The sequence below is a fragment of the Agrococcus sp. AC640b genome, from assembly GCF_979255995.1.
The window spans coordinates 36,636-61,710 of sequence record NZ_CEEDMM010000043.1; the positions used below are offsets into that span (position 1 = coordinate 36,636).

At 73.2% G+C, this 25,075-nt stretch carries 29 protein-coding genes; 17 read left to right on the forward strand and 12 right to left on the reverse strand.

The genetic code is table 11. From position 1 onward, the window contains the following. The first annotated feature begins 53 nt into the window (after positions 1 to 53). Positions 54 to 1,004 carry a helix-turn-helix transcriptional regulator gene (locus ACZ6H8_RS14045; RefSeq protein ID WP_464147524.1) on the forward strand — a complete coding sequence of 317 codons (951 nt, stop codon included), beginning with the start codon at positions 54 to 56 and terminating at the stop codon, positions 1,002 to 1,004. Positions 1,005 to 1,016: 12 nt separating this feature from the next. On the opposite strand, the gene ACZ6H8_RS14050 is transcribed toward ACZ6H8_RS14045, so the two are convergent. Continuing rightward, a complete protein-coding gene (locus ACZ6H8_RS14050; RefSeq protein WP_464147526.1) occupies positions 1,017 to 1,550 on the reverse strand; it encodes a VanZ family protein in 534 nt (177 codons plus the stop codon). 129 nt (positions 1,551 to 1,679) lie between these two features. Between ACZ6H8_RS14050 and ACZ6H8_RS14055 the strand changes: the two genes are divergently transcribed. Both ACZ6H8_RS14055 and ACZ6H8_RS14060 read left to right on the forward strand, forming a co-directional pair. Next, on the forward strand, positions 1,680 to 2,735 hold the full coding sequence (locus tag ACZ6H8_RS14055; protein WP_464147528.1) for a hypothetical protein: 1,056 nt from the start codon (positions 1,680 to 1,682) through the stop codon (positions 2,733 to 2,735). Positions 2,736 to 2,830: 95 nt separating this feature from the next. Beyond that, positions 2,831 to 3,895 carry an oxidoreductase gene (locus tag ACZ6H8_RS14060; RefSeq protein ID WP_464147529.1) on the forward strand — a complete coding sequence of 355 codons (1,065 nt, stop codon included), beginning with the start codon at positions 2,831 to 2,833 and terminating at the stop codon, positions 3,893 to 3,895. Positions 3,896 to 3,989: 94 nt separating this feature from the next. Here the strand turns inward: ACZ6H8_RS14060 and ACZ6H8_RS14065 are convergent, their stop codons facing one another. Beyond that, positions 3,990 to 4,334: a hypothetical protein gene (locus ACZ6H8_RS14065; RefSeq protein ID WP_464147530.1), complete on the reverse strand. Its 345-nt coding sequence runs from the start codon at positions 4,332 to 4,334 to the stop codon at positions 3,990 to 3,992. Positions 4,335 to 4,467: 133 nt separating this feature from the next. After that, entirely contained in the window at positions 4,468 to 4,779 is a 312-nt protein-coding gene (locus ACZ6H8_RS14070; RefSeq protein ID WP_464147531.1) for a putative quinol monooxygenase, read from the reverse strand. Positions 4,780 to 5,074: 295 nt separating this feature from the next. Here ACZ6H8_RS14070 and ACZ6H8_RS14075 point away from each other — a divergent pair, with 295 nt between their 5' ends. The 4 genes from ACZ6H8_RS14075 to ACZ6H8_RS14090 are packed head-to-tail and all read left to right on the forward strand — an operon-like array spanning position 5,075 to position 8,730. Beyond that, positions 5,075 to 5,716: an ABC transporter permease gene (locus tag ACZ6H8_RS14075; protein ID WP_464147750.1), complete on the forward strand. Its 642-nt coding sequence runs from the start codon at positions 5,075 to 5,077 to the stop codon at positions 5,714 to 5,716. Beyond that, the gene (locus ACZ6H8_RS14080) at positions 5,709 to 6,956 is read left to right on the forward strand and encodes an ATP-binding cassette domain-containing protein (RefSeq protein WP_464147532.1); all 1,248 of its coding nucleotides are present in this window, start codon (positions 5,709 to 5,711) and stop codon (positions 6,954 to 6,956) included. Before ACZ6H8_RS14075 ends, ACZ6H8_RS14080 begins: the two co-directional genes overlap by 8 nt. Then, positions 6,949 to 7,731 carry an ABC transporter permease gene (locus ACZ6H8_RS14085; protein ID WP_464147533.1) on the forward strand — a complete coding sequence of 261 codons (783 nt, stop codon included), beginning with the start codon at positions 6,949 to 6,951 and terminating at the stop codon, positions 7,729 to 7,731. Before ACZ6H8_RS14080 ends, ACZ6H8_RS14085 begins: the two co-directional genes overlap by 8 nt. Further along, complete coding sequence (locus ACZ6H8_RS14090) at positions 7,732 to 8,730, forward strand: glycine betaine ABC transporter substrate-binding protein (protein WP_464147534.1); 999 nt, start codon at positions 7,732 to 7,734, stop codon at positions 8,728 to 8,730. 101 nt (positions 8,731 to 8,831) lie between these two features. Here the strand turns inward: ACZ6H8_RS14090 and ald are convergent, their stop codons facing one another. Continuing rightward, the gene (gene ald / locus ACZ6H8_RS14095) at positions 8,832 to 9,938 is read right to left on the reverse strand and encodes an alanine dehydrogenase (protein ID WP_464147536.1); all 1,107 of its coding nucleotides are present in this window, start codon (positions 9,936 to 9,938) and stop codon (positions 8,832 to 8,834) included. 180 nt (positions 9,939 to 10,118) lie between these two features. Between ald and ACZ6H8_RS14100 the strand changes: the two genes are divergently transcribed. After that, positions 10,119 to 10,595, forward strand: a complete 477-nt coding sequence (locus ACZ6H8_RS14100; protein WP_464147538.1) for an Lrp/AsnC family transcriptional regulator — start codon at positions 10,119 to 10,121, stop codon at positions 10,593 to 10,595. 102 nt (positions 10,596 to 10,697) lie between these two features. Here ACZ6H8_RS14100 and ACZ6H8_RS14105 read toward each other — a convergent pair whose 3' ends face one another. Further along, positions 10,698 to 11,891: a YncE family protein gene (locus tag ACZ6H8_RS14105; RefSeq protein WP_464147539.1), complete on the reverse strand. Its 1,194-nt coding sequence runs from the start codon at positions 11,889 to 11,891 to the stop codon at positions 10,698 to 10,700. A gap of 104 nt (positions 11,892 to 11,995) precedes the next feature. After that, a complete protein-coding gene (locus tag ACZ6H8_RS14110) occupies positions 11,996 to 12,418 on the reverse strand; it encodes an OsmC family peroxiredoxin (protein ID WP_464147540.1) in 423 nt (140 codons plus the stop codon). Between the two features lie 87 nt (positions 12,419 to 12,505). Here ACZ6H8_RS14110 and ACZ6H8_RS14115 point away from each other — a divergent pair, with 87 nt between their 5' ends. After that, positions 12,506 to 14,275, forward strand: a complete 1,770-nt coding sequence (locus tag ACZ6H8_RS14115) for a cation:proton antiporter (RefSeq protein WP_464147541.1) — start codon at positions 12,506 to 12,508, stop codon at positions 14,273 to 14,275. 12 nt (positions 14,276 to 14,287) lie between these two features. Here the strand turns inward: ACZ6H8_RS14115 and ACZ6H8_RS14120 are convergent, their stop codons facing one another. The 3 genes from ACZ6H8_RS14120 to ACZ6H8_RS14130 all read right to left on the reverse strand — a co-directional run bounded on the left by ACZ6H8_RS14120 (position 14,288) and on the right by ACZ6H8_RS14130 (position 15,881). Beyond that, on the reverse strand, positions 14,288 to 14,779 hold the full coding sequence (locus tag ACZ6H8_RS14120; RefSeq protein ID WP_464147542.1) for a MarR family winged helix-turn-helix transcriptional regulator: 492 nt from the start codon (positions 14,777 to 14,779) through the stop codon (positions 14,288 to 14,290). Between the two features lie 108 nt (positions 14,780 to 14,887). Further along, positions 14,888 to 15,445 (reverse strand): DinB family protein, encoded by a 558-nt coding sequence (locus ACZ6H8_RS14125; RefSeq protein WP_464147543.1) that lies wholly within the window; start codon positions 15,443 to 15,445, stop codon positions 14,888 to 14,890. Between the two features lie 109 nt (positions 15,446 to 15,554). Beyond that, positions 15,555 to 15,881: a DUF7882 family protein gene (locus ACZ6H8_RS14130; RefSeq protein ID WP_464147544.1), complete on the reverse strand. Its 327-nt coding sequence runs from the start codon at positions 15,879 to 15,881 to the stop codon at positions 15,555 to 15,557. 327 nt (positions 15,882 to 16,208) lie between these two features. Here ACZ6H8_RS14130 and ACZ6H8_RS14135 point away from each other — a divergent pair, with 327 nt between their 5' ends. Next, positions 16,209 to 16,757: a MarR family winged helix-turn-helix transcriptional regulator gene (locus ACZ6H8_RS14135; RefSeq protein WP_464147545.1), complete on the forward strand. Its 549-nt coding sequence runs from the start codon at positions 16,209 to 16,211 to the stop codon at positions 16,755 to 16,757. Between the two features lie 92 nt (positions 16,758 to 16,849). Here ACZ6H8_RS14135 and ACZ6H8_RS14140 read toward each other — a convergent pair whose 3' ends face one another. Continuing rightward, complete coding sequence (locus tag ACZ6H8_RS14140; protein ID WP_464147546.1) at positions 16,850 to 18,199, reverse strand: FAD-binding oxidoreductase; 1,350 nt, start codon at positions 18,197 to 18,199, stop codon at positions 16,850 to 16,852. Then, entirely contained in the window at positions 18,199 to 18,744 is a 546-nt protein-coding gene (locus tag ACZ6H8_RS14145) for a histidine phosphatase family protein (RefSeq protein ID WP_464147547.1), read from the reverse strand. The genes ACZ6H8_RS14140 and ACZ6H8_RS14145 overlap by 1 nt, the downstream gene beginning before the upstream one ends. Positions 18,745 to 18,917: 173 nt before the next feature. Here ACZ6H8_RS14145 and ACZ6H8_RS14150 point away from each other — a divergent pair, with 173 nt between their 5' ends. The 6 genes from ACZ6H8_RS14150 to ACZ6H8_RS14175 all read left to right on the forward strand — a co-directional run bounded on the left by ACZ6H8_RS14150 (position 18,918) and on the right by ACZ6H8_RS14175 (position 23,369). After that, entirely contained in the window at positions 18,918 to 19,421 is a 504-nt protein-coding gene (locus ACZ6H8_RS14150) for a methylated-DNA--[protein]-cysteine S-methyltransferase (protein ID WP_464147548.1), read from the forward strand. Continuing rightward, on the forward strand, positions 19,418 to 19,888 hold the full coding sequence (locus tag ACZ6H8_RS14155) for an RNA polymerase sigma factor (RefSeq protein ID WP_464147549.1): 471 nt from the start codon (positions 19,418 to 19,420) through the stop codon (positions 19,886 to 19,888). The genes ACZ6H8_RS14150 and ACZ6H8_RS14155 overlap by 4 nt, the downstream gene beginning before the upstream one ends. Next, positions 19,878 to 20,501: a methylated-DNA--[protein]-cysteine S-methyltransferase gene (locus ACZ6H8_RS14160; protein WP_464147550.1), complete on the forward strand. Its 624-nt coding sequence runs from the start codon at positions 19,878 to 19,880 to the stop codon at positions 20,499 to 20,501. Before ACZ6H8_RS14155 ends, ACZ6H8_RS14160 begins: the two co-directional genes overlap by 11 nt. Positions 20,502 to 20,554: 53 nt before the next feature. Beyond that, positions 20,555 to 21,517 (forward strand): asparaginase, encoded by a 963-nt coding sequence (locus ACZ6H8_RS14165; RefSeq protein WP_464147551.1) that lies wholly within the window; start codon positions 20,555 to 20,557, stop codon positions 21,515 to 21,517. A 74-nt stretch (positions 21,518 to 21,591) separates the two neighbouring features. Then, positions 21,592 to 22,488, forward strand: a complete 897-nt coding sequence (locus tag ACZ6H8_RS14170; protein WP_464147552.1) for a pseudouridine-5'-phosphate glycosidase — start codon at positions 21,592 to 21,594, stop codon at positions 22,486 to 22,488. Then, positions 22,485 to 23,369 (forward strand): carbohydrate kinase family protein, encoded by an 885-nt coding sequence (locus ACZ6H8_RS14175; protein WP_464147554.1) that lies wholly within the window; start codon positions 22,485 to 22,487, stop codon positions 23,367 to 23,369. The genes ACZ6H8_RS14170 and ACZ6H8_RS14175 overlap by 4 nt, the downstream gene beginning before the upstream one ends. A 130-nt stretch (positions 23,370 to 23,499) precedes the next feature. On the opposite strand, the gene ACZ6H8_RS14180 is transcribed toward ACZ6H8_RS14175, so the two are convergent. Continuing rightward, positions 23,500 to 24,159 (reverse strand): hypothetical protein, encoded by a 660-nt coding sequence (locus ACZ6H8_RS14180; protein ID WP_464147555.1) that lies wholly within the window; start codon positions 24,157 to 24,159, stop codon positions 23,500 to 23,502. A 112-nt stretch (positions 24,160 to 24,271) separates the two neighbouring features. Here ACZ6H8_RS14180 and ACZ6H8_RS14185 point away from each other — a divergent pair, with 112 nt between their 5' ends. After that, the gene (locus tag ACZ6H8_RS14185; protein WP_464147556.1) at positions 24,272 to 25,057 is read left to right on the forward strand and encodes an alpha/beta fold hydrolase; all 786 of its coding nucleotides are present in this window, start codon (positions 24,272 to 24,274) and stop codon (positions 25,055 to 25,057) included. The last annotated feature ends 18 nt before the right edge of the window (positions 25,058 to 25,075 follow it).

Sequence of the window (25,075 nt, forward strand, 5' to 3'; positions counted from 1 at the left end):
CGTGTCGGCAGTGGCGGTCGGATCCTGGCCGCTTCTCGACGTAGGGTCGACGCATGTCCTCGCCGACCGAGCGTCTCCTCGCGCTGCTGTCGCTGCTGCAGGCTCGGCGAGACTGGCCGGGAGCGACGCTCGCTGCACGGCTGGAGGTGAGCGCCCGCACCGTGCGGCGCGACGTCGATCGTCTGCGCGAGATGGGCTACCGCGTCCACGCGACCAAGGGGCCGGACGGCGGGTATCGGCTCGAGGCGGGCGCCGAGCTGCCGCCCATGCGCTTCGACGATGCGCAGGCGGTCGCGCTCGTGGTCGCGCTGCGCACCGCATCGGCATCCGGCACCGCGATCGGAGAGGACGCGCTGCGCGCGCTCGCGACCGTGCGGCAGGTGCTGCCCGCCTCGCTGCGGCACCGCGTCGACGCGCTCGAGGTGACGACGCTCGATGCGGCAGGCGCCGTCGCCGTCGACCCCGACGTGCTGCTGGCCGTCGCTGCCGCCGAACGCGCGGACCACGTGCTGCGCATCGCCTACGACCGCCGCGACGGGCCGTCGTGGCGCGTCGAGCCGCACGCCGTCGTCGCTGCGGGCGGCCGCTGGTACCTCGTCGCCTTCGACCCCGAACGCGAGCGGTGGCGGCTGCTGCGCGTCGACCGCATCCAGCCGCTGCCGCCGACGGGCGTGCGGTTCGCGCGTCGCGACGTGCCCGGCGGCGACGCGCGCGCGTTCGTGCTCGCGCGATTCCGCGGCGCGACGACCGGCAGCGAGTGGCCGTGCCGCGGCTCGGTCGTGCTCGCGCTGCCCGCCGCGCGCGTCCGACCGTTCGCAGGCGACGGCGAGGCCGAGGAGGTCGACGCCCTCACGACCCGCCTCACCCTCGGCGCGTGGTCGTGGATGGCGCTCGCCGCATCGTTCTCGCGCTTCGACGCCGCGATGTCGAGCGTCGAGCCGCCCGAGCTCGTTGCAGCGTTCGCGGCGCTCGCTCGTCGGGCGACGGCCGCGGCGGAGGGCTGAGGCGACGACGCGCTACCAGGCCTGCGGCTGCGTCTCGCGCGTCGTCGAGCGCGTCGCGTCAGCCTCGACCTGCCTGCGCTGCCAGCCTGCGAAGCCGATGCCGATGGCTGCGAGCCCCGCACCGATGAGCGAGCCTGCGGTGTTCGCGATCCAGTCGCTCGTGTCGCACGAACGACCGATGGGCGTCACGACCGCCTGCACCAGCTCGATGCCGAACGACAGCGCCGAGCCCGCCAGCGCCGCCCGCACCGGCTTGCCGGTGGCGACCGCGAGCGCGAGCGCGAACGGCACGAGCATCAGCACGTTCGCGAGCGGCTCGGGCGCCGTCAGCTGCGGGCTCCAGTCGATCGCGCATCCGAACGTCACGCTGCGCCGTGACGGCGTGAGCGTGAGGACGAGGATCGGCAGCAGCAGGAGCCCGGCGAGCACGCCCGCCGCGCGCCGACGCGATGCGAGCCACCACGCCGCGACGGGGCCGAGGATCGCGAACGCCGCGAGCACCGTCATGCCCACGGATGCGGAGGGCACCAGCGTCGTGACGTTCACGGGGCGGGGCTCTCGGGCGGCATCGCAGCAGCCTAGGAAGCCCAACCATGCACCTGCCATGCGCCGACCATGCGCCAGGTGCCACGGCGGGCGGCGGCGAGTAGCGTCGACCTCGCGGGAGGAGGTGCCGTGGCGAGGATGCCCGACTTCGAGATGCCGGAGGAGCCCGGCGTCGACGCCTCGCCGCAGCCGTCCGACGAGCCCCCGCGTGCCGTGCTCGGCGAGGGCCTCGCAGCATCCGCCGACCCGACGGCGGGCCCCGCGGTCGATGTCGCAGGGCACGGTGCCGAGCTGCGCAGCCCATGGCGACGCATCCGCACGCCCCTCGTCGCCTTCGTCGCGGGCATCGTCGTCGCGTCGGGCTGCATCGTCGGCGTGCAGGCCGCGCAGGAGCGAGCGGCGCAGGCGGAGATCGAGGGCCTCGTCGACGCCTACGTCGCCGTGGTCGCGTCGACCGACCGCGCGACCGCAGCGCCCTCGGTGTCGCTCGACGGCTCCATCGCCTCGAGCAGCCTGCTGCTCGCAGGCGTCGCACCCGAGGCCGCGCCGGAGGTCTCGTGCGATGCGCCGCGCATCGGCGCAGACGTCGCCACCGTCGACTGCACCGTGCGCGTCGAGCGTCGTGACGAGACCGCTCGCATCGTGCTCGAACGTCCGCGGGAGTCGTGGCGCATCGTCGACGGCCTCGAGGTGCCGGTGCTGCTGCAGCCGGGCACGGTGCAGGTCGAGACCGTCGGCGACGTCACGGTCGAGGCGTCGATCGCGCGCGGCCAGCAGGCGGTGTGGATGCTGCCGGGCACGTACGACGTCACCGTGCGCACCCCGCCGCAGCTCGTCGTCGAGCAGCTCGACGGGCTCGTCGTGTCGGCGACCGATGGCGCGGTGCGGTGGAGGGGCGGCACGTCGATGCAGCTCGACGCCGACGTCGAGGCCAGCGCGCTCGCGTTCGTGCGCGCATGCGCGGCGGAGGCGAGCGGCGGGTGCCCCGCGCTGCAGCAGCGCGACCCGGCGGAGCCGTTCGAGGTGTTCGACGTCGTGGGCCCCCTCAGCGCCGACGACCCGCACGCGGCGACGTTCGAGGTGAGCATCCGCCGTCCCATCGAGCAGCCGGCGGAGTTCGTCGTCGTGACGGTGCGCGTCGACTTCGGCGAGGACCTCGACCGCTACGACGTCACGGCGGGGTAGCGCGACGCTCGCGGATGCCGCGCCGCCGAGCGCGCGGGAATGCCTGCGCCGCGCACGCGCTGGACTGTCGTGGACGACCCAAGCGAGGAGCTCCATTGCCGTCGATCACCGACCCCCTGACCATCCGCGGGCTCACCCTGCGCAACCGCATCTGGATCGCGCCGATGTGCATGTACTCGGTCGACGCGTTCGACGGCGTGCCGGCCGCGTGGCATCGCGTGCACTACGGCGCGCTCGCCTCCGGCGGCACGGGCCTGCTCGTCGTCGAGGCCTCCGCGGTCGTGCCCGAGGGGCGCATCTCGCGGCAGGACACGGGCATCTGGAACGACGCGCAGCGCGACGCGTGGCGTCCGATCGTCGACTTCGCGCACGAGCGCGGCGCCGCGATCGGCATCCAGCTCGCGCACGCGGGCGCGAAGGCCTCGACGCGTCCCGCCTTCGGACCCGACGCGGGCACCGGCTCGCTCCCCACCCAGGACGGTGGCTGGCAGACGGTGTCGTCGTCGCCCGGATCGGTCATGGGGCTCGCGGATGCGCGGGCGCTCAGCGTCGACGAGGCACGCGACGTCGTCGACGCGTTCGTCGCTGCCGCGGTGCGCGCGGCCGACGCCGGCTTCGACCTCGTCGAGGTGCACGGCGCCCACGGCTACCTGCTGCACCAGTTCCTCTCGCCGCTGTGGAACACGCGCGACGACGAGCTCGGCGGCGACCTCGAGGGCAGGGCGACGCTGCTGCTGGAGGTGGTCCGCGCGATCCGCGACGCGCTGCCGCAGATGCCGATCGTCGTGCGGCTGTCGGCGACCGACTGGACCGACGGCGGCCTCACGGCAGACGACGCTGCGACGATCTCGGCATGGGCGCAGGATGCCGGCGCCGACCTCGTCGACGCGTCCTCCGGCGGTCTCGTGCGAGCCTCGATCCCCGTCGGCCCCGGCTACCAGGCCCACCTCGCGCAGCGCATCGCCGCGGTCGACGTGCCGGCGTCGGCGGTCGGGCTCATCGAGACCGGCGTGCAGGCGCAGCAGATCGTCGACTCGGGGGTCGACGCCGTGCGCGTGGCCCGCGCGGCGCTGCGCGACCCGCACCTGCCGATCCGGTGGGCGCGCGAGCTCGGCGTCGAGGTCGACTGGGTGCCCGCGCAGTACGAGCGCGCCTACTGACCCGTCGCGCGCGGCGAGATGTGCGCGTCTGCGGCACGCCGAGCCCACGTGGGGCGCTCGCGTGCACCTCACGCGCACATCTCGCAGGCGCGGCTCAGCGCTCGCGCAGCAGCACCATCGCGCCGACGTCGGCACGGTCGACGACGAGCGCGCGGATCGCGTCGACGTCGGCGGGGGAGCAGTCGAGCAGCACCTTCACCTCGGCGTCGCGCTTGCCGAGGTCGACCGAGACCGTCACGCCCACGACGCCCGCCCCCTCGTCGGAGCCGCGGAACACGTCGATGCCGCCGCCGTCACCCGCCGTCGTGCCCTCGAGATACCCGTAGTCGACGGGGTAGACGACGTCGTCGTGCGTCGGATGCGTCGAGCCGCGCGGGCGGTCGATGACGATGGTGCAGGACTCGACGAGCACGTCGAGCGTCGCGAAGAGGTCGGCCATGCGTTCATGCTGGCACGCCGTGCGGTCCGCAGGGGTGCGGGCGTTCGTCGTCGCCGACGGGCAGCCCCGGCACCGAGCGTCCGCTCGGCCTCGGCGAGCCGAGCGAGCGCGACCCCGTCGAGGGCGACGTGCGTCAGGCCTCGCCGGCGCGCAGGGGCGACCCCACGACGTCGAAGCGCAGGCCGCCCATCTCGCCGGAGAGCAGCGGCATCGCCTCGTCGATGGCGGCGCGCACCGACGGCAGCCCGAGCGAGGCGTGATGCGCGTCGGCGTCGACCCAGAGCTCTGCGACGAAGACGGTGTCGGGATGCTCGGCGGCGACGCCGACCTCGTAGAGCAGGCAGCCGGCGGCGGCCAGGTCGGCGCTCGGCCGCGTGAGGATGTCGACGAGCGCGTCGCGCGCTCCGGGCACGGCGCCGAGGGTGCCGACGTTCGCGAAGGTCATGCGGGGAGGCTAGCCGCGGGCGCCGACACGGCTGTACCCCGACCCGACACGCGCAGGCTCGGCGCAGACGCGCGCGCGGCTACCACGGATCGGCCCGCGCAGAGCGTTACCCCTTCGTTACCTGCGCGGCGACTGCCCAGTCGCCGTGCGGGGAGTCGGCTTGTCGCACCCGCGGAGGACGGATCCTCGCAGGTCGACAGGCTGGCGTGCCCCTGGCACGGTCGATGCTGATCACGTCCTCCACGCCACATGGCATCCGAGGGCATGCCATGCCGAACGAGTGGAGCACGTGGACATCTGGCAGTTCATCGCGTCGCGCTGGGAGGAGATCCTCTTCGCGTCCGCGCAGCACCTCAGCCTCGTCGCCCAGTCGCTCGTCATCGCGACCGTGCTCGCGATCGCGATCGCGGCGCTCGTCTACACGAGCCCGTCGCGCAGCGGCGTCGCGAACGCGATCAGCGCCGTCGGGCTCACCATCCCGTCGTTCGCGCTCATCGGCCTCATGGTCGCCCCGCTCGGGTTCGGCGTCGCTCCAGCCGTCGTCGTCATCGTGTTCTTCGCGATGCTGCCGATCCTGCGCAACGCCGTCGTCGGCCTCGCGGGCGTCGACCGCTCGCTCGTCGAGTCGGCGAAGGGCATCGGCATGAGCCGCCTGCGCACCTTCGCACGCGTCGAGCTGCCGCTGGCGTGGCCCGTCATCCTCTCGGGCGTGCGCATCTCGGCGCAGATGGTCATGGGCATCGCCGCCGTCGCCGCATACGTGCTCGGCCCCGGGCTCGGTGGCTTCATCTTCCAGGGCCTGTCGCGCCTCGGCGGCGCAGGCGCGCTCGAGTCGATCGTCACCGGCACCGTCGGCGTCATCATCCTCGCCGCCATCCTCGACCTCCTCCTCGTCGGCCTCGGCCGGCTCACGACCTCGAAGGGCATCCGTGTCTGACACCGCCACCACCGACGCCGCAGCCGAGATCACCGGCAAGGCCATCCGGCTCGACAACGTCACGAAGCGCTACCCGGGCCAGGAGCGCCCCGCGGTCGACGGCATCACGCTCGAGATCCCCGCAGGGCAGATCGTCATGCTCGTCGGCCCCTCGGGGTGCGGCAAGACGACGACGCTCAAGATGATCAACCGCCTCATCGAGCCCACCGAGGGCAGCATCATCCTCGGCGACGAGGACGTCACGACGATCGACGGCGACGACCTGCGCCGCCGCATCGGCTACGTCATCCAGGCGGGCGGCCTCTTCCCGCACATGACCGTCGCGCAGAACGTCGCGCTCGTGCCGAAGATGCTCGGATGGGACAAGGCTCGCATCGAGGCGCGCATCGACGAGCTGCTCGATCTCGTCTCGCTCGACCCTGCGACCTACCGCGACCGCTACCCGCGCGAGCTCTCCGGTGGCCAGCAGCAGCGCGTCGGCGTCGCACGCGCGCTCGCAGCCGACCCGCCCGTGCTGCTCATGGACGAGCCGTTCGGCGCCGTCGACCCCATCACGCGGCAGCGGCTGCAGGACGAGCTCATCCGCATCCAGCACGAGGTGCGCAAGACGATCGTGATCGTCACGCACGACTTCGACGAGGCCGTGAAGCTCGGCGATTGGATCGTCGTGTTCCGCGAGGGTGCGCAGATCGTGCAGTACGACACCCCCGAGCGCATCCTCGCCGAGCCGGCGGATGCCTTCGTCGAGGACTTCATCGGATCGGGTGCAGGGCTCAAGCAGCTGAGCCTGCGTCGCGTCCGCGAGGTCGAGCTCGCCGAGGCCGTCGTCGTGCGCGCAGGCGGCGACGCGAAGGACGCGCTGCAGCGCATCGAGCGCGCCGGCCACCACCACGTCGTCGTCACCGACGACCGCGATCGTCCGATCGCGTGGCCCTCGCGCCGCGAGCTCGGCCGCATCGAGTCGCTGCCCACCGGCATCACGCCCGACCTGCCCGTCATCGGATCCGGTGCGACCCTCAACGACGCGCTCGACACCATGCTCGTCTCGAGCGCGGGCGCCGCGCTCGTCACGGGACGCGGTGGCGCCTTCACGGGCGTCATCACGGTCGAGACGGTCATGGAGGCCATCACAGCCGCGCGCGAGTCCGCGTCGGAGCGCCCCGTCGGCGCCCCCGTCGGCACGAACACCGGCACGATGCACGCGGTCCCCGCGCAGTCGCAGGAGGGCGAGGATGGCTGACGTCGCCACCGCGGCGCCGCCGAGCACCGCGCCGACCTCGAGCCGCTCGAGCCTGCGCGCGTGGCGGCCGCTCATCGTGCAGATCGTCGTGCTGCTCGCGATCCTCGGCGCGTTCGCGATCTGGCTCGCCGTCGCACCGCTCACCGGCACCGAGCGCAACACGCTCAACCCCGGCACGCTGCTCGAGCTCACCGGTCAGCACCTCGGGCTCACGTTCGTCGGGGCCGCGCTCGTGCTCGTCATCGCCATCCCCCTCGGCGTGCTGCTCACGAGGAAGCCGTTCCGCGGTGCCGCAGGCCCCATCCTCGCGGTGGCGAACTTCGGCCAGGCGGCGCCCGCCGTCGGCCTCATCGTGCTGCTCGCCGCGCTCGTGCCCGACGGCTTCCAGGCGTCGATCATCGCGCTCGTGCTGTACGCGGTGCTGCCGGTGCTGCGCAACACGATGATCGGCATCCGCGGCGTCGACGAGCGGCTCGTCGAGGCTGGCCGCGGCATGGGCATGTCGTCGATCGCCGTGCTGCTGCGCGTCGAGCTGCCGCTCGCGGTGCCCGTGATGCTCTCGGGCGTGCGCACGGCGCTCGTGCTGCTCGTCGGCACCGCCGCGCTCGCCGCGTTCGTGAACGGCGGCGGGCTTGGCCTGCTCATCACGACCGGCATCAACCTGTACCTGTTCACCGTGCTCGTCGCAGGTGCGCTGCTCATCGCCGTGCTCGCGCTCATCGTGGACTGGCTCGGCCGCGTCGTCGAGCACGTCGCCCGACCGAAGGGACTGTAGATGCGTCGTCGTCACCGCTCCACGCGCGCCGTCGCAGCGCTCGCCGGCATCGGCATGCTCGCGATGACCGGATGCGGCCTGCAGCCCGCCACCGCGTACGTGCCCGCCGTCGCCCCCGGATCCATCGAACCCATCGAGGGCCTCGAGGAGGGCGCGTCGCTGACGGTCACGAGCAAGAACTTCACCGAGCAGCTCATCCTCGGCAAGATCGGCGTGCTCGTCGCGCAGGCTGCGGGCTTCGAGGTCACCGACATGACGAACGTGCCTGGCAGCGTGCCGGTGCGCGAGCTCATGACGTCGGGCACCGCCGACATGACGTGGGAGTACACGGGCACCGCCTGGCTCACCTACATGGGCGAGACCGAGGGCTTCGACGACCAGCAGGAGCAGTACGAGGCCGTGCGCGACGCGGACGCCGAGATCGGCCTCACGTGGCTCGAGCCGGCCGCGCTCAACAACACGTACGCGATGGCCGTGCGCTCGGAGGCGATCGAGGAGCTCGGCGGCGTGACGACGCTCAGCGACATCGCCGCGCTGCCGGTCGAGCAGCGCACCATCTGCGTCGAGCCCGAGTTCAACTCCCGCGCCGACGGACTCGGGCCGCTGCTCGAGCTCTACGGCATCCCGCGCGGCGACGCGCAGGGCGTGCCAGACGACAACATCTCGATCTACGACACCGGCGCCGTGTACACCGCGACGGACCGCGGCACGTGCAACTTCGGCGAGGTGTTCTCGACCGACGGTCGCATCGACAGCCTCGACCTCACGCTGCTCGAGGACGACCTCGGCTACTTCCCCGCGTACAACGCTGCCGCCGTCGTCAACTCGGAGACGCTCGAGACCTATCCGGAGCTCGAGGACATCTACGGCTCGGTCTCCGAGGCGCTCACCGACGAGGTGCTGCGCGAGCTGAACCTGCGCGTCGACGAGGGTGGCGAGCTGCCCGCCGACGTCGCGCTCGACTTCCTCGTGCAAGAGGGCTTCGTCACCCAGCCGTAGCCGCGGCTCGCCGAACCTGCACCTGAGCGGGCTCTCGCGTGCACCCTGCACGCGAGCGCCCGCTCACGTGCATGTCGCGCGGCGCGACCAGGCGTGACGCCTCAGCCCAGCGCGGGAACCGCCTCGAGGCCGAGCGCCGTCGCGACCCCGACGTTCGTGATCGCACCGGCGTGCACGTTGACGCCGCGTGCGAGCGCGGCGTCGGCGCTGGCCGCCGCCTGCCAGCCGAGGTCGGCGAGACGCAGCACGTACGGCAGGGTCGCGTTCGTCAGCGCGCGGGTCGACGTCTCGGGCACGGCGCCGGGGATGTTCGCCACGCACGAGTACACCGCGTCGTGCACGGCGTAGACGGGGTCGGCGTGCGTCGTGGGACGCGAGCCCTCGAAGCATCCGCCCTGGTCGATCGCGATGTCGACGAGCACCGAGCCCGGTCGCATCGCGGCGACCATGTCGTCGGTGACGAGCTTCGGCGCTGCGGCGCCCGGCACGAGCACCGAGCCGATCACGAGGTCGGCGTCGGCGACCTGGTCGGCGATCTCGAGTCGCGACGAGTGACGGGTCTGGATCGCGGTGCCGAACGACGCCTCCAGCTGACGGAGGCGGGGGAGCGAGAGATCGATGACGGTGACGTCGGCGCCGAGCCCCACGGCGTTGCGCGCCGCGTGCTCGCCTGCGACGCCGCCACCGATGACGACGACCTTCGCCCGTCGCGTGCCGGGCACGCCGCCCAGCAGGATGCCGCGGCCGCCGGCTGGGCCCATGAGGTGGTGCGCGCCCATGACGATCGACAGGCGCCCCGCGACCTCGCTCATCGGCGCGAGCAGGGGCAGGGAGCGGTCGTCGAGCTGCACCGTCTCGTAGGCGATCGCCGTCGAGCCGGCGGCGACGAGCGCATGCGCGGTGTCGGCCGCCGCGGCGAGGTGCAGGTAGGTGAAGACGACCTGGCCCTCGCGCATGCGTGCGAACTCGGGCTGGATCGGCTCCTTGACCTTCAGCAGCAGGTCGCCCTTCGCCCATGCCTCGTCGGCATCGGCGGCGATGCGTGCCCCCGCGGCGACGTATGCCTCGTCGGCGATGCGCGAGCCGACGCCCGCGCCCTGCTCGACCCAGACCTCGTGGCCACGGGAGACGAGCGCGTCGACGCCTGCGGGTGTGATGGCGACGCGCTGCTCGCTCGCCTTGATCTCTGCGGGGACGGCGATGCGCATGGCTGGCCTCTCTTCGTCGCGCCGGCGTCGTCGTCGATGCCGGCACCATCGGTGCGGATGCCCTCCATGATGGGAGGAACTGGCAGGATGGGCGGGCGTCGCCGAAGCATTGCCCGTCGGCGACGCGCGATCGGCCGAATCCTTCGGTCGGGGAACGCTCATCGACGCAGGGGAGCGCGGATGCTGCAGCCCGATGGCCTCGACGAGGCCGACCTCGCCATCCTCGGCATCCTGCGCCGCGACGCCCGCGCGTCCAACCGGCAGCTCGCCCGCGCCGTCGGCCTCGCCGAGTCGACGGTGCACGCCCGCGTGCGCAGGCTCGAGCAGCGCGGCGTCATCGCAGGGTACGAGGCGGTCGTGCGGCAGGATCGCATGGGGCACGGCCTGCATGCGCTCGTGCACGTCACGCTGCGGCCCGGTGCCAGGCAGGCGAGCATCACCGAGTTCTCGGAGCGGGTGCGCGCGCTGCCGGAGGTGAGCCAGGCGTTCTTCCTCGGCGGCGTCGACGACTTCATCGTGCACGTCGCGGTCGCGGACTCGTCGGGGCTGCGGCGCTTCGTGGTCGAGCACCTCTCCGCCGACCAGACGGTCGCGTCGACGCGCACGAGCATCGTGTTCGACTACCACCGGAACGTGTCGACGGCGTCGTTCGGCTGAGCGACGAGGGTGCGCCGATCTGCGCCCGCTGGGAGGTGCCCGATCCGTTCCGTGCGGTGCGAGCGGAGCGAGCCTCGAAGGGAGCTGCGCTGCCGGCCCGGGCTACGCCGCTGGCAGCGTCACGGCGACCACGGCCTGCGGGCGACCGGCCACGGGCACCTCGCGCTGCTCGAAGGTCGACAGGTCGACGATCGTCAGGCCGTCCCACCACCCCTCGCGCGTGTAGCCGCCCGCGAGCACCGCCGACCACGCGTCGTCGGCGTCGGCGCGCCACGCGGCGACCGTCTCGTGCGCACGCGACAGCGGCACGACCTCGCTCGTGCCCGCCTGCGAGACGATCTCGAGGCTCGGCCCCTGCGTCGCCGACCCGAACGCGCCGGTGCCGACGACGAGCGTCGCGCCCGCATCCCCACCGTCGTCGCCGGCCGGCACCTGCGTCACGCCGTGCTGGTGGGTCTGCGACGCGAGCGTCGTCGAGGTCGTCGCCCCCGACACCGGGTCGACCGCGATCATCACCTGCCCCTGGAACGGCAGCAGGATCGCGCCGGATGCGTCGACGACGCCGTAGTGCGGCTTCTCCCAGCCCGCGAAGCCGAGGTCGCCGAACGGCGCGACCTCGATCGTGCGCGTCGCGAGCGTCGTCGTGTCGACGACCGTCACGCCGTACGTGTCGTGGTCGACCGTCGCGACCCATGCGCCCGCGGGGTCGACGAGCACGTCGAACGGTCGCACGCCGACGTCGACCGAACCGGTGAACGCGCCGGAGGCGACGTCGAACACCTCGAGCCACGCAGGGTCCGGCCATCGGTGCACGGCGACGAAGACGGTCGCGCCGTCCGGCGAGACGGCGATGCCGAGCCCGCCGTCGCGGTACTCGCCGTACCCGATCGCAGTGGGCTGGTGCAGGTAGGGCACGAGCGCCGTGCGCGTCGACGTGGCGAGGTCGACGACGGCGAGGCCCTCGGCCGTCGCGACGTACGCGCGCTGCGCCTGCTCGTCTGCGGCGACGCCCCACGGCGCGGCGCCGACCTCGATGGAGGCGACCACGGGGTCCGGCGACGAGGGGTCGACGACCGCGAGCGCGTTCGAGGCCGCGAGGGTCGCGAGCAGCAGCGCGCGCGTCGGCTCGGCCGTCGGTGCGGGGCTCGGCTCCGGCGTCGCCGATGGCGGGGCGGAGGGCGATGGGGCCGGGGCGAGCGCCCCTGGCGCGCAGCCCGCGAGCAGTGCGCTGGCGACGACGAGCGCCGCGCCCCGCGTGAGCGCGCTGCGGGTGCGCACGGGACGAGTGGTGGGCATCCGCGCATCGTACGACGCGCGTCGATGCGCTCGCGATGTCCGGGCGCCCCGGGGGAGGAGGGGGCCGACCGTGCCGGATGCCGGCACCGTCGGCCCCTCGGGGATCAGCCCTCGAGCGTCGCGCTCGCGAGCGTGATCTCGATGCCCGCGAGGGCCTGCGAGACCGGGCAGCCCGACTTCGCCTCGTTCGCGATGCGCTCGAACTCGGCCTGGTCGAGACCCGGCACCGTCGCCGTGACCGAGAGCGTCGAGCCCGTGATGCCCTGGCCGGGCACGAAGCCGACCTCGGCGTTCGTCGAGATGCTGCTGGGGGCGTGGCCGGCCTCGCCGAGCGCATGCGAGAGTGCCATCGAGAAGCACGACGCGTGGGCGGCTGCGATGAGCTCCTCCGGCGTCGTCTGCCCGGATCCCTCCGTGCGGGCCTTCCACGAGACCGCCGTCTCGATGCCGGATGCGAGGGTCGTCGTGCCGGATCCGTCGGCGAGGCCGCCGTTCCAGACGGTGCTCGCGCTGCTCGTGACTGCCATTGCTGGTTCCCTTCGTCGGTTCGCATCCAGGCTACGACCGCCGATCGTCGGATCGCGCGGGGCTAGCCTCGGATGCGGGAGGCGGGTATGGAGCAGCACCTCGTCGAGGAGATCACGATCATCGCCGTCATCGGCGTCGTCATCGTGGGAGCGGTGTCGGCGGTCGCCGGTCGGATCGGCGTCGCGGCGCCGCTGCTGCTCACGGTCGTCGGCATCGCGCTCGGCTTCGTGCCCGGAGCATCCGACATCGTCGTCGATCCCGAGATCATCCTCACCGTCGTGCTGCCTCCCCTGCTGTACGCGGCGGCGCTGCAGGTGCCGTTCGTCGACTTCCGCCGCAACCTGCGCGTCATCGCGTTCCTGTCGGTGGTGCTCGTCATCGTGTGCGCGCTCGTCGTCGGTGGCATCGTCGCGTGGATCTGGCCTGCGGTGGGGTTGGCGCTCGCGGTCGCGCTCGGCGCGGTCGTCGCGCCGCCGGACGCCGTCGCTGCTACGTCGCTCGGCAAGCGGCTCGGGCTGCCCCCGCGGATCGTGACGATCCTCGAGGGCGAGGGGCTCGTGAACGACGCGACGGCGCTCGTGCTGCTCTCGACGGCCGTGGGGATCGCGGCGGACGCCGGCGACGGCGGTGCTGCCGTCGAGCTCGGCGACGTCGTGGGCACGTTCGCATGGGCGGTCGCGGGTGCGCTCGTCATCGGCTTCGTCGTCGGCAGGGTCGCCGTCGCGGTGCGTGGACGCATCCACGACCTCGTGCTCGACACGACGCTGTCGATCGTCGTGCCGTTCGTGGCATTCCTGCTCGCCGAGCAGGTGGAGGCGTCGGGCGTCGTGGCGGTCGTCGTCGCGGGCATCGTCGTCGGCAACATGGCACCTGGCCGGGTCGGCGCGCGCGAGCGGCAGAGCGAGCGCACGAGCTGGCAGACGTTCACGATGGTGATCGAGCATGCCGTGTTCCTCTACATGGGGCTGCGGCTGCGCCCCGTGGTGGACGCGGTGGAGTCGGCGGAGCAGTCGCTGTGGGAGGTCGTGGGCGTCGGCCTGCTCGTCACGGCGCTGCTCATCGGGCTGCGCTTCGCGGCGATGCCGCTGCTGCTGTGGTCGATCCGGTTCCGCGCGCGGAAGCTCGAGCGGCTGCAGGAGCGCGGGGCCGCACGCATGCAGCGGGCGGACGAGCGCTTCGGCGCCATCGACGACCAGCGCGTCGTCGGCAGGCTGGAGCAGTTCCGCAGGCGCCTCGAGTCGCAGGCGAACGACGTGTCGGCCGAGCGCGACCAGGCGCTGGGGTGGCGCGACGGCACGGTGCTGGGGTGGACGGGCATGCGCGGCGTGGTCACGGTCGCGGCGGTGCAGACGCTGCCGCACGACCACCCGTACTACGCGGCGCTCGTGCTCGTCGCGTTCGTCGTCGCCATCGTGACGCTGCTGGCCCAGGGACTCACGCTGCCTGCGCTCATCCGCGCGCTGCGGCTGCGCAAGGATGCGACGACCGAGGAGCGTGCGGAGCTGCTCGAGCTCACGCGTACGGTCGCGACGGCGGGCAGCGAGGCGATGTCGGCCGAGATGGACCGGCTCGAGACGCCCCTCTCGGACGGCCTGCGCTCGGAGGTCGAGGCGATGCCGGCGCGGCGCGTCGAGCGTGCGGCGGCGATGCTCGGCCTCGACGAGGGCGTGGACGCTGCCGATCGCCGCGCGTTCGTGCGGGTGCGCCGTGCGCAGCTCGCCGCCGAGCGTGCGGCGCTGCGGGCGGAGCGCCTGCGCGGCGCCTTCTCGTCGGAGACGCTCGCGGCGATGCAGCGGCAGCTGGACGTGTTCGAGATCCAGCTCGACGCGATGGCGGTCGAGGACGACGACGCGTAGGCGTCGACGGGGTCAGTCGCGGCAGTCGGCGTCGACGAGGTCGCGCACGTGCGCGAGGAAGTCGGCCATTCGTCTGGCCTCGTCGGGTGCGAGCTCGCCGGCTGCGGCGCGGATCGACGCCGAGAGCGGATCGGCGGTGTCGGGAGTGTTGCGCGAGGCCGGCTCGAGCAGCTTGCTGCGCCGGTCGTCGGCGTGCTGACGGGTGGAGATGAGGCCGCCGTCCTGCAGGCGGCGGATGATGGCGCTCACCGACGGCGTCGTGAGGCCCAGGTGCATCGCGAGCTCGGTCGGCGTCGCGGGCTTGCCGGAGTCGGCACGGTCGGCGATGAACCGCATGGCCTCGCGCTCGCTGTGCCCGGGACCGCATGCGCTCTGACGTCTGCGTGAGAGGCGCGACTCGGCCAGTCGCACCTCCTCGACCGCCCAGACGAGCTGCGTGACCGAGTCGTCGCCCGGGACGTCTGGCTTGGTCGCTGCCGTGTCGGCCTTCGTGGTTGCCGCCATGCTCGCCTCCCGACGTCCTCCTGCGGTGGACGATTCGCTAGAGACTCTAACCATAGGTCGCTGCGCGGTCACCCCGGTCGTCCACAGGCGTCGCGCGTGGTACGCGGATCAGCCCGCCATCAGCGGTGCGAACGGGCTGCTGGCAGCCTCCGACGATCGCGCGGCGCGGAAGTGCGCGGCGACCGCGTCGAGGGAGGCGTCCGGCACGTCGTGCATGTCGTAGCCGGCGTCGAGGTCGACGGTGCTGAGCTCGAGCCACGCGAGGTGCTCGTGCGCGTGGGCTGCCGCGCGTCGTGCTGCCTCGTCATGCGTGCGAATGCCGCTCGCGTGCTCGGTGAGCGCTCCGAGCACGCCCCCGAGCGAGACGGCGAGCGCTGCCATGAGCTCGCGGGAGTCCATGGCGAGCAGCCGGTCGGCGGGTTCGACCGCGTCGTCGTCGCCGTCGAGCGCGCGGGTGGTGCGGTCGGCACGGCGTGCCATGCGTGCGACGACGTGGCGCCGGGTGCCGAGGGCGGAGCGCGCAGGCAGCGCCAGCTCGCCGTCGCCGAGCCGCAGCATGGCGGTGAGGAGGCGCAGGGTCGCGGCGCGCAGCTGCGGCAGCAGGGTGCAGACGCTCGCGTCGTCCTTCGACGTGGGCGATGCCTGCGACGGCTGGGCGAGCGTCATGGTCGCGGCTCGTGTCGCGATCCGGTCGGACCCGAGCGCAGCGTCGAGGGCGGCACGACCGTGGCGCCCCACTGCGACCACGCGTCGGTGGCGGTTGCGGTGGCGAGCATCAGGCTGCGGTGACGAGCGCGTCGACGGCGTGCAGCGCGCGGGCCTGGCATCGCACGGCGAGTCCGGAGGGGCGATTGGTGTCCTGCACCATCGCCTCGAGCCGCTTGCGGTCGAGGTCGACCTGCGCTGCCGAGTCGTAGGAGTAGACGATCGTGCTCGACTCGTGGATCCAGATCGCCCGGCGCGTCTCGTCGGAGAGGCACGTGAGCAGGAAGGGCTCCCGCCTGCGCAGCTTGGCCGTCGCGACCGCGGCGAGGTGTGCCAGGTCGACGTCGTCCATCACGAACGAGGCGTCGCCTCCGTTGCCGTACCTGAGCGTGCCCACGGTGGTCTCCTTCGCCGTCGTCGTCGCGCCGCCATGCTGGCAGTCGATCTGATTGCTAGTTCGTCAAGCAAAGTATCTCCTTCTCGACATCGAAGCAAGTCGAGGGAGAGATCGGTGCGATGCCTTGACACGGAGCCGAGGGGCGTGCAGCCGTCTCGCCTCCCCTGGAAGTCGCTGATATGCAGGGATCCACCAGGGTCATCAGGTTCCATCGCCGAGCGCTCGCAGCGGCTCGCACGGAGCTCGGCTCGCAGACGCTCGGCAAACGCCACGCAACCATCTTGCGAGATTCCGGTGAACTACCGTGCGTCTCATAGAGTGCAGACCATGAAGAACGACGACACCTCCCACGCGTCCGGGTACTGGTACCCCGAACGCGATGGTGCGTCGCCGGTCGACGTCCTGAACCTCCTGCGTCGCTACCGAGCCGCCGAGGGCCGCATGCGTGCCCGCACCCGCGCATCGATGGAGATGGGCGAGACCGACCTGCTCGCGCTGCGCGTCATGCTGTCCGCGCAGCACAGGGGCGAGCTCGTGCGGCAGCGCGACCTCGCCCGCATCCTCGGCATCACCTCCGCATCCGTCACCGTGCTCGTCGACCGTCTGACCGTGAGCGGACACGTCGAGCGCAGGCCCCACCCCAGCGACCGGCGGTCGACCGTCGTCGTCGCGACCACCGTCTCCGACGACGAGGTGCGCGACACCCTCGGTGCCATGCACGCGCGCATGATCGAGGTCGTCGACGACCTCACGGTGGTGGAGCTCGAGGTCGTCGCGCGCTTCCTCTCGGGCATGGCGGCAGCCGTCGAGGAGGCAGGCGACCTCGACGCGGAGCTGCGCGACGTCGTCGGCGACCCCGACCGCCCCGTCGTCTGAGGCGGCTCCTCCGCGAGGATCGCCGCCGCGCGCGACGGCTGGCTCGGCTGGTGCAGCGTCACCGAGCCCGGCCAGACGGCCTCTGAGGATCGTCAGTCGAGGAAGACCTTGCCGGGGTTCAGGATGCCGGCGGGGTCGAAGACCGCCTTGATCTCTCGCTGCAGCCGCAGCTGCGTGTCGCCGAGCTCGAGGCCCAGCCAGCGACGCTTCAGCACGCCGACCCCGTGCTCGCCGGTGAGCGTGCCGCCCATCGCGATCGCACCCTGGAAGACCTCGTCGGCCGCCGCCCACACCGCATCCGATGGCTCGTCGCCGTCGAACACGAACGTGGGATGCAGGTTGCCGTCGCCCGCGTGCGCCGTCGTCGCGATCGTCACGTCGTGCCGCTCGGCCACCTCGGCGCACAGCGCGAACATGTCGGGCATGCGCGTGCGCGGCACCGAGACGTCCTCGACGAGGATCGTGCCGAACGACTCGAGCGCGAAGTGCACCTGCCTGCGCACCTGCACCAGCATGGCGCTGCGCGCGACGTCGTCGCTCAGCTCGGCGTCGCCGCCGTGCTGCTCGACGATCGCGAGCGCCTCGCGGGCGACCGACTCCGCGCCGATGTCGTCGAACTGCAGCAGCACGAACGCGCCCTCCATGGGCGTGCCGGTGTAGGCGGCGAGCATGCGCACCGGCACGGTGCCGACGAGCTCCATGATCGCGGGGCGCACGTGCGCGGCGGTGATGGCGGCGCACGCGACGGCGGCAGCGGTCTCGTCGTCGAAGAACGCCCCGATCGTCCAGATGCCTCCGGGCACGACGGGGCGCAGTCGCAGCGTCGCCTCCACGATGATGCCGAGCGTGCCCTCGCTGCCGATCATGAGCGCCGCGAGGTCGAGGCCCGTGACGCCCTTCACCGTGCGGTGGCCGACGTCGATGCGCTCGCCGGATGCGAGCACGACGCCGAGCGACAGCACCGCCTCGCGCGTCACGCCGTACTTCGCGCACAGCAGGCCGCCCGCGTTCGTCGCGATGTTGCCGCCCACCGTCGAGATCGCGCGGCTCGCAGGATCCGGCGCCCACCACATGCCGTGCTCGGCGAGCGCTGCGTTGAGGTCGGCGTTGAGGATGCCGGGCTCGACGACCGCGAGCTGATCGGCCGTCGAGACCTCGAGGATGCGGCGCATGCCCGACACGTCGATGCTCAGCTCGCCCTCGCCCGTGTTCGCCCCGCCTGCGAGACCCGTGCCCGCGCCGCGCGGCACGACGGGCACGCCGTGCTCGCTCGCCCACCGCAGCGCGGCCTGCACGTGCTCGACCTCGGTGGCGCGCACGACCGCGAACGGCCTGCCCGTCGCACGGTGGCCGGAGCGGTCGGCGCGTGCGGCCTCGAGGGCCTCGTCGCTCGTGTCGACGACGATCCCGGGCGACGCTGCCCGGAGGGAGGCGAGATCCATCAGACGAGCACCACGCCCTCCGCGACCGTCCAGTCGCCGGGGGCGCCGTCGAAGCGGATCGACTCCGCGTTGCGCGGCGTGCGCGTCTCGAGACCGGTGATGGCGTCGGCGAACGCCCGGATGAACGTGCCGTGCGTCACGATGACGAGCCGCTCGACCGCGTGGCGGGAGGCGACGGCGTCGACGGCGCGCACGGCGCGCTTCTGCAGATCCTCGTACGACTCCTCACCCGGCCAGTCGGTGCCGAAGCGCTCGGTGGCCTCGGCCTTCGTGAGTCCCTCGACCTCGCCGTAGGCGCGCTCGATGAGCGCCTCGTCGCGCTCGAGCACCTCGAGCCCGAGGCGCTCGGCGATGATGTCGGCCGTGACGGCGGCGCGGCCGAGCGTCGACGACACGATCGCGTCCCACGGCTCGTCGGCCAGCAGCACGGCGGCCTCGAGGGCCTGGGCGCGACCGGTCTCGTTGAGGGGGATGTCGCTGGTGCCCTGCATGCGCAGGGTCTTGTTCCAGTCGGTCTGGCCATGTCTCACGAGGGCGATCTGCACCGGTCGAGCCTACCGGCGCGCGCCCCACCGGCGTCGGCGAGGCGTCGTCCAGCCCGTTCGCGGGTACGCGTGCCACGCCGTGCGCTTGCGCGCGTCCCGAACAGGCATGCTGCATCCACACCTCACATTCCGCGTCGCTCGCGCGTCTGCCAGGTGTGAGAGGAAGTGGAGCCATGACCGACACCAGGCACGCCATCGTCGACACCCCCGTCGGCCCCGTCACGATCGTGGGCGGCAGCGCCGGCATCCAGGGGCTGTACTACGCCGAGCACCGTCCAGCGCCAGACGGGTCGCGCTTCGGCGACCGCGACGACGCGACCGTGGGGCTGCTGGCCGACGCGGCGGCGCAGCTGCGCGCCTACTTCGCGCACGACCGCACGGGCTTCGACCTGCCGCTCGACCCCGTGGGCACGCCCTTCCAGCTGCGCGTGTGGCAGGCGCTGCGCGACATCCCGTACGGCGAGACGCGCACGTACGGGTGGATCGCCGCGCAGCTCGGCCAGCCGACCGCCGTGCGTGCGGTGGGGCTCGCGAACTCGCGCAACCCGATCTCGATCATCGTGCCGTGCCACCGCGTCGTCGGTGCGAGCGGCGCGCTCACCGGGTACGCAGGCGGGCTCGCGTGCAAGCGCGCGCTGCTCGACCACGAGCGCGGCGCGCTAGATTCCGTTGCGTGACGCGGGAGCCCTTCGACCGCGTCGTGCAGCAGCACGGGGCGAGGGTGTACCGCGTCGTGCGGGCCGTCGTCGGGCCGTGGGATGCCGACGACGCGTGGAGCGATGCGTTCCTCGCCGCGCTCGAGGCGTATCCGACGCTCGAGCCGGGTGCGAACGTGCAGGGCTGGCTCGTCACGATCGCGCACCGCAAGGCGATCGACGTGCTGCGGCGCTCGGCGCGGTCGACGACGATGGCCGAGGTGCCCGATCTCGCGGCGCCGCATCGCGATCCCGACCTCGACCTGCGACGGGCCCTCGCGGCGCTGCCCGAGCGGCAGCGCTCGACCGTCGTGCTGCACCACCTCGGCGGGCTGCCGTTCGACGAGGTCGCAGCAACGCTCGGCGTCTCGTCGGCGGCTGCGCGCAAGGCGTCGTCGGATGGGGTGCGCAGGCTTCGGGCGCTGATGGAGGTGCGCGATGACGACTGATCGCGAGGCACCCGGGGCCGCCGTGCCCGAGCTCGATGCCGTGCCTGAAGGCGATGCCGAGGGGCTCGCCGCGCTGCTCGCCGAGCGGGCGACCGCCGCGGGCCTCGTCGACGTGCGGCTGCGCACCATCGACACGCGCGTCGGCGCGCTGCTGCTCGCGGCGACGCCGAGCGGACTCGTGTCGGTGACGTTCGACGGCGACGACCCCGATGCGACGATCGCGCGGCTCGCCGACCGGCTCGGACACCGCGTGCTGCGCGACGTGCGGGGCCTCGACGCCGCGGCGCGCGGCGTCGAGGCGCTCGCCGACGGCCGATCCTCGGCGTTCGACGGGCCCGTCGACCTCGTGCTCGCCACGGGCTTCCGCGGTGACGTCGTGCGGGCGCTGCGCGAGATCCCGTACGGACAGACCCGGTCGTACGGCGACGTCGCGCGCGCGGTCGGCTCGCCGGGTGCGGTGCGGGCCGTCGGCACGGCGTGCAGGCTCAACCCGCTGCCGATCGTCATCCCCTGCCATCGCGTCGTGCGCAGCGATGGCTCGCTCGGGCAGTACGCAGGTGGCGAGGCGGCCAAGCGCACGCTGCTCGCCGCAGAGGGGGTCGAGGGGCGCTGAGCCGCGGGATGCGGTGCACCGCGTCGATCCCACGCTTCGGCTACCGTCGCTGTGTGCCTGCGACCACCGCCCACGACCTGCGAACCGCCGAGACCGCCCCGATCGCGGTGGTCGATCGCGACGGCTTCGTCGAGTCGAGGCACGACGGCATCGTCGCGATGGTCGCCGCCGACGGATCCGTGCTCGCCACGGCAGGCGACGTCGACGCGCCCTTCCTGGCACGCTCGGCGCTCAAGCCGCTCTTCGCCGCCACGGTCGCCGAGCGCCTGGGGCTCGCCGGGCGCGAGCTCGCCCTCGCCTCCGGCAGCATCGTCGGCCGCAGCGAGCAGGTGCAGGTCGCGACGGCGATGGCCGCTCGTCTCGGCGTCGATGCGTCGACGCTGCGCTGCCCACCGCGGCGCACGCGGTGGCTCGACACGCACTCGCGGCTCGCGGCGATCTGCGTCGGCAAGCACGTGGCGCTCGCGGCAGCCGCGGCGCTGGTCGACGACGCGGCCGACGTCGCCTACACCGACCCTGCGCACCCGCTGCAGGTCGAGCTGCGCGCCGCCATCGAGCTGCGCACGCAGGTCGCATCGACGGCGACGGCCATCGACGGCTGCTCGGCGCCGGTCTACGCGTCGTCGGTGCTCGGCATGGCGCGGGCCGTGCGCGGTCTCGCTGGCAGCGCATCCGTCGACGATGCCGATGCGCTCGGCGCCGTCGGGGCCGCGATGCGGGCGGATGCCTGGCTCGTGGAGGGCCCCGGCGCACCCGACACCGTGCTCATGGAGCGCCTCGGCGTCACGGCGAAGTTCGGTGCCGAGGGCACGCAGGTCGTCGTCGCCCCGGACGGCACGTCGGTGGTCGTGAAGGTCGCCGACGGATCGCGGCGACCGGGTGCACCCGTGGCGATCGCTCTGCTCGAGCAGGTGGGTGCGCTGCCGACGGGATCGCTCGCGAGCATCGAGGGCGAGCTCGGCATCCTGCAGCACGGTGGCTCGGCAGTCGTCGGGCGTCTTCGTCCGCTGCTGTGACGCGCACGCCGCAGGGTCGCATCGCGCACTGAGCGATGCTCACCCGCCGCAGCTCGGCGGTCTACCCTGGTGCGATGCACATCGCCCCCGAGGTCGCAGAGGCGCTCCGCGCCGGCACTCCGGTCGTCGCGCTCGAGTCGACCATCATCAGCCACGGCCTGCCGAGGCCCCGCAACCTCGAGGCGGCGAGGGAGTTCGAGCAGATCGTGCGCGACGACGGTGCCGTGCCCGCGACGATCGCCGTCGTCGACGGCATCCCCAGGGTCGGACTCGACGAGGCTGCGCTCGAGCGCATCGCGGGAGAGGGCGTCGTGAAGGCGAGCGTGCGCGACCTCGCCGTGCTCCGGGCCCGTGGCGGCACGGGTGCCACGACCGTCGCCGGCACCGTCGCCATCGCCGCCCGGGCCGGCATCCGCGTCTTCGCCACCGGCGGTCTCGGCGGCGTGCATCGCGGCGCGAGCACCACGTTCGACGAGTCGGCCGACATCCCCACGCTCGCATCGCATCGCGTCGCCGTCGTGTGCGCTGGGGTGAAGTCGGTGCTCGACGTCGCAGCGACGCTGGAGCGCATGGAGACGCTGTCGGTGCCGGTCGTCGGCTGGCGCACCGACCGCTTCCCGCGCTTCTGGCTCTCGTCGAGCGAGCACGTGCTCGACTGGCGGGTCGACGACGCGCAGTCCGTCGCCGCCATCCTGCGCGCGCAGGACGCGGCGACCGTGCCGGCGGGGCTCGTCGTCGCGAATCCGCTGCCCGTCGCCCAGCAGTGGGACCCCGCCGAGCATGACGCCGTCGTGGCGCAGGCGGCGGCGGAGGCCGAACGCGACGGCGTGCACGGCAAGGCCGTGACGCCCTACCTCCTCGGCCGCATCGTCGAGCTCTCCGGCGGTCGCAGCCTCGAGGTCAACCTCGACCTCGTGCGCTCCAACATCCGCGTCGCCGCAGCGATCGCGACGGCGTACGCCGCAGCATGATCCGTGCGCTCGCGTTCGGCGACGTCATCGACGACGTGCTCGTGTTCCCGGACGGCCGCATCCGCACCGACACCGACACCGACGCGCAGATCGTCCGGCGCGCGGGCGGGAGCGCCGCGAACACCGCGGCGTGGCTCGCGCGCGCCGGTGCCGCCACGACCTTCGTCGGCCGCGTCGGCGAGGTCGACGTCGCCAGGCACGTGGCGCTGCTGGCCGAGCTCGGCGTCGACGCCCGCATCGCGGGGGACCGCGAGCACGAGACGGGCACGATCGTCGTGCTCGTCGATCGCGACGTGCGCACGATGCTCACCGATCGGGGCGCCAACGCGTTCGTCGATCCCGACGCGATCGACGACGCGCTGCTCGCCGTCGACGTCGTGCACGTCACGGGCTACTCGCTGCTGTCGGGGCATGCGGACGCCGTCGGGCGGCTCGTCGACCGGGCGCACGCAGCCGGCGCCATGGTGTCGTGCACGATCGGCTCGGCAGGGTCAATCGGCGACCTCGGCGTCGAAGCCGCGCTCGATGCGTTGCACGGCGTCGACGTGCTGGTCGCGAACCTCGACGAAGGGGCGATCGTCACGGGCCAGCAGGGCGCCGCGGCGATCGGCGCTGCGCTGGCCGACCTCGCACCGGTCGTCGCCCTCACGCTCGGGCACACGGGCGTCGTCGTCATCGACCACGGCAGGCGGCAGTTCGTGCCTGCGGTCCCCGCCGATCTCGTGGATCCGACCGGGGCCGGCGACGCGTTCACCGCGACGTTCGTCGCGCACGTCGCGGCCGGCATGGATCCCGTGAACGCCGCGCGACGCGGCGTCGAGATGGCGGCGGAGGCCGTGTCGGTCGCGGGTGCCAGGCCCGTGCCGCCCGCTCCATCCTGACGCTCCGAGCCGCTCCGGGCGCGGCCACCACCCGCGGATGTGCGTTTCGCAGGCGATCGTGGGGGTTCGAGGGAAGATACCCCTCGCGCCCCCATGATCGCCTGCGAAACGCGATCGATCGTGCGACGCGTCAGGCGAGCACGACGAACGATGCCACCGCGGATGTCAGCAACCCCACGACCGTCGCGAGCCACTGGATGCCCGCGAGGCGCGCGTCACGGTGGTCGACCGCCTGCGGATGCGCCGCGCGCAGCGTGCGGCCGCTCGCGAGATGCGTGCGCACGGGAGGACGCACGCGCCCCGCGACCGTGCCGAGCACGGCGACGAGGTCGTCGCGCCGGTAGCGGCGACCGTCGAGCTGCGCGAGCTGCGCACCGTCGGCGGCGATCCATGCGAGATCGACGTGGCGTTCGGCGGCATGGTCGCGCCAGGCGATCGGCAGCACCTCGTGCACGTCGGCGACGTCGAACGGCGGCCACCCGCGCACGCGCACGCCGCCGTCGGCGATCGTGACGTCGCCGCGGCTGGCGCGCACGGCGGCGATGACGACCACCACGACGAGTCCGATCGCGGCGGGCGCGATGGTCGCGAGCGACACGAGCGCCGACTCGATGTGCACCGCGGCGAGGTCGAGCACGATCGGCACGCCCACGAGCACCGTCGGCGGCGCCGATCGCGCGAGCATCGGCAGGCGTGCAGCCCTCGCCGACGCCGCGTGCGTCGCTCCATGCCGCGATCGGCCCACCTCGGCGAGCACGTCGGCGAGCACCAGGCGACCGCGCTCGTGCATGCCGCAACGGTACTGCGCCACCGCTGGGTGGCGCGTCGGCGCCTCGGGCGGGCACCCCGCACGCGCCGCCTCCCTGCGCGTCGTGGGGCGCGCACCACGCCAGGATGGATGCATGGCAGATCGCGCAGCTCCCCGATTCGTCCTGGCCGCTGACGGCACGCGGCTCGCGGTGCACGAGCTCGGCGACCCCGAGGGAGCACCCGTGCTCATGGTGCACGGGTTCTCGTCGAGCGCGCAGCGCAACTGGATCGACGCGGGGTGGGGTCGCTCGCTGACCGAGGCCGGGCTGCGGGGCGTCGCGCTCGACCTGCGCGGGCACGGCGACAGCGAGCGGCCGGGCGTCGGGCACTACGACGTCGCCGCGTTCCTCGCCGACGTCGATGCCGTGCTGGAGGCGACCGGGCTCGAGCGACCCGGCTACCTCGGCTACTCGATGGGCTCGCGGCTCGGGTGGCGCTACGCGGCGGTGCACCCGCACGCGTTCTCAGCCCTCGCGCTCGGCGGCCTGCCGGCGGGAGACCCCTTCCGCGGCCTCGACGGCGACCAGGCCAGGCGTGCGCTGGCGGGAGAGGTGGAGGCGACGGGGGCCGCGGCCTTCGTCGTGCGGCTCGCGACGGCGTTGCCGGAGAACGACCCCGACGCGCTCGTGACCCTCGCCACCGAGGTGGCGCGCACGCCGTTCGCTCCCGCCGACCACGCGCCTGCGGTGCCGACGCTGCTCATGACGGGCGATCGCGACGTGCACGCGCCCGACACCGCCACGCTCGTCGACGCGCTCGACGACGGCCGGTTCGTGCCGATCCCCGGTCGCAACCACATCGACGCCGTCACCTCGCGGCACTACAAGGAGCAGGCGCTCGCGTTCCTGGCTGCGCACGCGCATCCATCCAGCCCTTGAGGGACGCTGGGCGCTCGT